The 6,623-nt window shown below is 63.2% G+C and carries 4 protein-coding genes; 2 read left to right on the top strand and 2 right to left on the bottom strand.

The window, feature by feature from the left end; genetic code table 11:
- Positions 1 to 1,411: sulfotransferase (locus Q0072_RS09040; RefSeq protein WP_298328762.1), on the top strand; the 1,411-nt coding region annotated here is incomplete at its 5' end.
- Between the two features lie 3 nt (positions 1,412 to 1,414).
- On the top strand, positions 1,415 to 3,202 hold the full coding sequence (locus tag Q0072_RS21905; protein ID WP_366941793.1) for a sulfotransferase: 1,788 nt from the start codon (positions 1,415 to 1,417) through the stop codon (positions 3,200 to 3,202).
- A 31-nt stretch (positions 3,203 to 3,233) separates the two neighbouring features.
- On the opposite strand, the gene Q0072_RS09025 is transcribed toward Q0072_RS21905, so the two are convergent.
- Positions 3,234 to 4,886, bottom strand: a complete 1,653-nt coding sequence (locus Q0072_RS09025) for an alkaline phosphatase family protein (protein ID WP_298328760.1) — start codon at positions 4,884 to 4,886, stop codon at positions 3,234 to 3,236.
- Positions 4,887 to 5,049: 163 nt separating this feature from the next.
- Positions 5,050 to 6,336, bottom strand: a complete 1,287-nt coding sequence (locus tag Q0072_RS09020; RefSeq protein WP_298328758.1) for an AarF/ABC1/UbiB kinase family protein — start codon at positions 6,334 to 6,336, stop codon at positions 5,050 to 5,052.
- Positions 6,337 to 6,623: the final 287 nt, after the last annotated feature.

Here is a 6,623-nt window from a genome sequence, read left to right as displayed (position 1 = left end):
GTTGGAACTGGCCCCCGACTATCACGCGGCGCGTTTCGATTACGGCATGGTGCTGCTGCACCTTCAGAAGCCTCTGGCGGCGCGGCAGGAGGCCTTGCAACTGCTGCAAGTTGAGCCGGATAATCGCGACTATCTCAAACACTATGGCGCGGCCTCGGTGGCGCTGGGTGATCATGAGCCGGTCATCGACCTCTATGAACGACTGCTGGCCACGACACCGCCCCTTGGGGCGGAGGCCGCCGACCTGCGCCTGTGGCGGGCCAATGCCCTGAAGGTCACGGGGCGTCAGGCCGAGGCGATTGCCGACTATCAGGCCTCGCTTGTCGCGCGGCCCGACAATGGCGTCGCCTGGTTCAGTCTGGCCAATCTCAAGACCTATCGTTTCTCCGAGGCCGATATTGCCCGCCTGCGCGCCGCCGAAGCGCGGCCGGACACACAGACGATGGATCGCATCTATCTCAACTTCGCTCTGGGCAAGGCGTTTGAGGATCGCGCCGACTACGCCGCCTCCTGGGCGCACTATGAACACGGCAATGCCCTGCGGCGGACGCTGAGCCGCTGGCGGCCAGAGGTGGCCGAAGCCTGCGCGCAACGTCTTCGCACCGTCTTCACGGCAGAGGTGTTCCGTGACCGGGCGGGCTTCGGCGTTGACGACGCTGACCCGATCTTCATCATTGGCCTGCCGCGTTCGGGTTCGACCCTGATCGAGCAGATACTGGCCTCGCACCCGCAGGTCGAGGGGACGCAGGAGCTGACCGAGATCAGCCGCTATGTGGCCGAACGTTGCGGACGTGATCCGGCGTGCGGCCTGCCGCTTGAGCCCGAAGCCCTGTTGCGCCTGACCAAGACCGAGGCGCAGGCGCTTGGGGCGCGTTATCTGTCGGAGACGCGCACCTATCGGCGGCTGGGGCGACCGCTGTTTCTCGACAAGATGCCGAACAATATCTGGCATATCGGCCTGATCCACCTCATCCTGCCTAGGGCAAAGATCATTGAAGTGCGCCGCGAACCCATGGCCTGTGGTTTCAGCAATCTCAAGCAATTGTTCGGCACCACCAATCAGGAATTTAGCTACGCGGCGCAGGATATTGGCCGCTATTATCGCACCTGTCTCGACCTGATGCGCCACTGGGACACGGTGCTGCCGGGTCGCGTCCTGCGCGTGTCTTACGAGGCTCTGGTCGATGATCTGGAGGGTGGGGTGCGGCGTCTGCTCGACTATTGTGATTTGCCGTTCGCTTCCGCCTGCCTGCGTTTTCACGAGACGCAACGCAGCATCCGTACCCCCAGCTCCGAACAGGTGCGTCAGCCCTTAAGCCGCGCCGGTCTTACCCAGTGGCAGGCCTATGCGCCGTGGCTCGGTGATCTGCGGGCCGCGCTGGGCGATGCCGTAAACCGATATCGGGAGTAGCCGATGCGTCTGTCGCGTCCCTTCTATCAGTTGCCCGTCCTGTTCGATGTGGCGCGTTTGCAGGCCGAGGTCGCCGCCCTGCCGGCGCAGGCCTGGGTGCCGCATCCGGACCGCGTGCCGGGCAACAGCGCGGCGCGCCTGATTAGCGCCGAGGGGCAGGAGACGGATGCCGTGCACGGCACCATGCGCCCGACGCCGTGGCTGGAGGCCATGCCCTATCTGAAGCAGGTGCTGGCGGGGTTTGGCGTCGTGTGGAGCCGCTCGCGCCTGATGCGTCTCGATCCCGGCACGGGTGTGCCCGAACACGCCGATATCAACTATCACTGGCATACCCGCGTGCGGCTGCACATACCGGTCTTCACCCGCTCCGAAGTGCGCTTCCACTGCGACGGTGAGGCCTTACATATGGGCGCGGGCGAAGCGTGGATCTTCGACAACTGGCGGCGGCACCACGTCGAAAACCGCGCTGACCACCCGCGCATTCATCTGGTCGCCGACACGACCGGAACAGCGGGCTTCTGGCACTTTGCCACGGCCGCGCCGCCGCTGCGCGATCAGTGGCCGCGCGTCGCCTTCGACCCGCAGGCGCAAATGCCGCTGCTGACCGAAACCAATGAACGCTCTGTCATCATGCCCGCCGCTGAGGTGCAGGGGCTGATCGAGGATTTGCGCGGCGAACTGGTGGCCACCATGCCTGAGACCCAGGCCGAGGCCTTCCATACGCTGCTCGATAACTTTGTCTTCGATTGGCGGCAACTGTGCGGCCTGCACGGCACGTCGGGCGAGGGGCTCGACGCCTTCCGCCATCTGAAAGCGGCTGTTCAGGACAGGGCGGGTGAGTTGTCCGACGGACTGGTCATGCGCACCAATGGAGCCAGTGCGCGGCTGGTGCTGGAAAAGCGTGTTCTGCAACATCTGGTGGCCGAAGCGCAACCGCGCCCCCCGGCGGCTCGTACAATGGCGCGAGGGGCGCTGGACCGTCCGGTCTTTATCATTGCTGCGCCGCGATCGGGCAGCACCCTGCTCTATGAGACCCTGGCCGCGACGCCCGGTTTCAACAGTTTTGGCGGCGAAGCCCACTGGCTGATCGAGGATCACGCAGCCTTACGTCCCGGCGCGCCGGGGATTGATTCCAACCGGCTGGGGGCTGCTGAGGCGACGCCTGACCTGATTGCGGCGATCCGTGAAATGGCGCGTAACCGGCGGCAGGGTCCGCAGGGCGCGCCCCCTTCAGAGGGTGCACCGCTGCTGGAAAAAACGCCCAAAAATGCTTTGCGTATTCCTTTCCTGAAGCGGGTCTTTCCTGATGCGCGCTTCATCTTCCTGTGGCGAGACCCGCGCGAAAACGTCAGTTCGATCATGGAGGCGTGGAAGGCCGGGGGCTGGGTCACCTATCGCGCCTTGCCGGGCTGGGAGGGGCCGTGGTCGCTGCTTCTACCCCCCGGCTGGCAGATGATGAGCGGGGCCCCGCTGGAAACCGTCGCCGCCTGGCAGTGGCGCAGCACCAACCAGATCGCGCTCGATGATCTTCAGTCCCTGCCGAACGAGGACTGGACCGCCGTCGCCTATCACGAGTTTCTGGCCGATCCGGCGGGCGTCACGCGCCGTCTGTGCGAGTTTGCCGAGGTGGCATTTGATGCGGCGCTTCAGGCCCGCACCGCCGCTGCCCTGCCGCTGTCGCGCCATACCCATACGGCGCCTGCGGCCGACAAATGGCTGCGTAATCGCGACTCCATAGAGCGCGTGCTGCCCGGCCTTGAAGCCCTCTGGTACCGGCTTGCGAACCTATAGGGCTCAGGCGAAACCTGAGCCCTATAGGTTGTTACTTAACCGGCGTCAGACGGTTGGCGTTGATAAACTGACGCGCGACGCCCGGCCCCTGATAATAGGCCCCCAGCCACGACCCGCCGCCGCCATTGAAGTATTCGACGCGCACGCGGTGCTTGCCGGGCGTGAGGTCGGCCGAACCATTGGCGCTGACGACGCCGTGGTCGCCGTCATTATCAACCACCGTGCGTCCGTCGATATAGAGCTTGCTGCCGTCGTCGGAGGCCAGAATGAAGCCGTAGCTGCCCGCCGTAGCTATATCGAGATCGCCTTCGAACACCACGGCGACATTGTCCGTCTGCGGCAGGGTGAGGCCGTCCAGGCTGAACTCATAGGCGTGGCCGCTGGCGATGGGGCTCAGGCGGCTAAAGTCCGGCAGACGCGCCGTCCCTTCGGGCAGGGCATAGACGCGGTAGCTGACGCCCCTGGGCGCGGCGGGCGTGTCCGCGACGATACGAAAATAGGCCGTCGTCGGCACGCTGGCCGGTTTGCCGTCCACGAACAGGGCGGCGCGCACGATGGTCGATTGGGTAATGGCCACCGGTTTCGTGTACAGGGTCGATGTGGCTGTCGGCGTGCTGTTGTCCAGCGTGTAGCGCACCTCACCCACCGGGTTCGGATTGCGGATGCTTAAGGAAGCACTGGTGTTGACGAACAGGCCACCGGAGGGTGAATTGCCTGCATTGACCGGCTCGATCACCGGCATGGCGTAGAAGCTGCTGGTACGATAGATCTGCTCCGGAGCGGGGTCGCCCTCCAGCGCCAGCGCCACTGGACGGCCCAGCCACGCATAAGGGATTTTCACGTTCAGCAGCTTCGCCACAGTGGCGGGCGTGTCAAAGGTGTTGATGGGCTGATCGACGGTGCGGCCGGGATTGATACCATAACCGTAAGCGATCCACGGGATTTCCAGCTCGGCCAGGCTTTCACCGCCATGCCCCTTACCCACGCCGCCGTGATCGGAGGTGACAAGGATGGTCGTCTCCTTGTCGATCCCGGCGTCAACGGTCGCCTGACGGATCAGGCCGATCAGGCGGTCAGCCTTTTCGACGGCCTGATAATATTGAGGCGTGCCGTGGCCGTCGCCGTGACCCACGTGATCAACGTGATCGAGGTGAATGAACAAAAGGTTCGGTTTCTTGCGACGGATATAGTCGGCCGCCACTTGCGCCGTTTCGTCCTCGGTTTTCGGGTTAACGTCGAAATCTACGAAACGATGGTCGTAGAGATTGCCGAAACCGTCCCACTGATAGATGGACCCGACCTCCCAGTCCGGGTGCTGATCGCTGACGATCTGAAACAGGGAGGGGAAGAAGCCGCCCGAACCGGTGACCGAGGTCGGGAAGTTGAAATCCCCGACCTGCCAGTCGTTCTTAGTCACGCCGTGCTGTTCCGGGCCCGCACCATTGAGGATCGAGGCCCAGTTGGCGGCGCTGGTCGTCGGCAGGACGCCGCGCGCGTGCAGGCTGGAGCTGCCGGTCTTCATCATCTCGTGCATGACCGGTGTTTTGGCGGTGCGCACACCGTCGGTGCTCAGACCATCGACACCGATGATGATGACGTGCCGCGATGGCTCGGCCATGGCGGGCGCGCAGAGGGCCATAAGGGCCGTGGTGGCAAGGGTGAGAGATCGCAGGCTGCGTAACATCGGTGACTCCCGTCCTGAAGCAATGCGCAGCAGTACCGCGCGACATTCGGGGTTAGCCTATAGGTAATGTGTGACAGCTGTGCGAAATGGTCAAAAAATGTGAGAAAATGTGAGATATTTTCTTTGCCATGACCGAATTTGCGGGAATGTGCGGCAAGCGGTTTTAGCCGATCGCGGCGGCCACCATGCCCCGCAAGGGGATAGTGGCGCGCATGCGTACCCCCAGAAGCGCCATGCCACTGAGCTTTCGCTGCACGAACAGGGTATCGGCGGGCGGGCTTTGCCAGGTCGTCTGATCCATGGCGATTTCGTGCGCCTTTTCACGGATCAGGGGCACAAAGCGGCGGTCGGACAAATCCAGCAAAGGTTGCCTCAGATGCTGGATCATGATGTCGAGCATGGCATTTAGCCGCGCCCGATGGGTGGTCAGGACGGCTTCATTGACTGCCCCGATATCGCTTAAACCGACGATCAGCCCTTCGCGGTCTTCGTTGAGGCCGGCCTGCATCAGGGTGCGGTACGCCTCAATCGTGGTGTCGGGCACGGCGCGCGTTGCCCCGAAATCGAGCAGCACGACCTGCCCCGTTTGCGGTCGCCATTTGAAATTGGCGAAGTTGGGGTCGGTTTGCATCAGCCTGAGGTCAAACAATTCGCGCAGGACCAGACCAAACAGCGTCTCCATCACCTGATTGCGGGTCGCGGCGGGGGCGTGCGTCAGCGTCTCAACCGGCTCCCCCTCGACGAAATCCATCGGCAGGATGTTGGGACGCAGGAGCGGCGCATGGGCGCGCGGCACCACAAAGGTCGGGTCATCGGACAGGGCCTCGGCATAGCGTGCCATGTGGGCGGCTTCGCGTAAGTAGTCTGCCTCTTCGTGAAGCTGTACGCGCGCCGTCTCGATCAGGTCCGGCAGGTCCTTCACCTTCTGCGCCACGCCCAGCAGTTTCAGGAGCCCGGCGATATTGGCGACGTCGGAGTCTATGGTTTTCGCCACATTCGGAAACTGCACCTTGATGGCCAGAACCTCGCCGTTTTTCAGTTGCGCCCGGTGCACCTGACCGATGGAGGCCGCGGCAAAGGGCGTCAGCTCAAAGCGCACGAAATGCTGACGCCAGTCATCGCCCCACGCCCCGCGCAAAACGCGTTCCAATTGATCGCGCGGCATGATGTGGGCCTCCTGTTGCAGGCGGCTTAAGGCCTGAGTGAAGGCGGGGGGCAGGATGTCGCCACTGTCCATCGACAGAATCTGACCCACCTTCATAGCCGCCCCGCGCATCCGCGCCAGTTGATCCGCCATACGCAGGCCGTTGCTTTCATCGAACAACAGGCTGGCGAGGTCGGGTTTTTGCCCCCGCGACATCTGCCTGGCGCTTTCCTTAACGACGTGACCCAGGCCAGAGGCCGCCAGACCGCCCAGAGCCAGAAGGCGCGAGGCGGGTCCGGCGGGCATGGCGGAGGGCTTAAGGAGAGGCGGCTTAAAAGACATAGATACACCTTTTAGAGGGTTTACGCTGCCACGGGTGGCATGGATGTCCGTATTGCCGATCAGGCCGTGTCTGACCCTGCGACATTTTGGCCGTCATCCCGACCGACCGCCCACACGTAAATCTGTTGTCGTCTAGATCGGTATGAAATTTAGCTGAATCGGGATTCCCAAATCAGAGAGGATCTGATTCACTTTTTCCGACAGGAGGAAGTGATGGGTCGTCCTTTATCGATGGATTTGCGAGAGCGGGC

It is taken from the genome of Asticcacaulis sp. (genome assembly GCF_027484505.1).
Taxonomy (GTDB): domain Bacteria; phylum Pseudomonadota; class Alphaproteobacteria; order Caulobacterales; family Caulobacteraceae; genus Asticcacaulis.
This window is presented reverse-complemented; position numbering and strand designations above follow the sequence as displayed.

Excerpts from the sequence above, each read along its gene's own strand:
- Q0072_RS09025 (WP_298328760.1), bottom strand. The coding sequence starts at position 4,886 with ATGTTACGCAGCCTGCGATCTCTCACCCTTGCCACCACGGCCCTTATG.
- Q0072_RS09020 (WP_298328758.1), bottom strand. The coding sequence starts at position 6,336 with ATGCCCGCCGGACCCGCCTCGCGCCTTCTGGCTCTGGGCGGTCTGGCG.
- Q0072_RS21905 (WP_366941793.1), top strand. The coding sequence starts at position 1,415 with ATGCGTCTGTCGCGTCCCTTCTATCAGTTGCCCGTCCTGTTCGATGTG.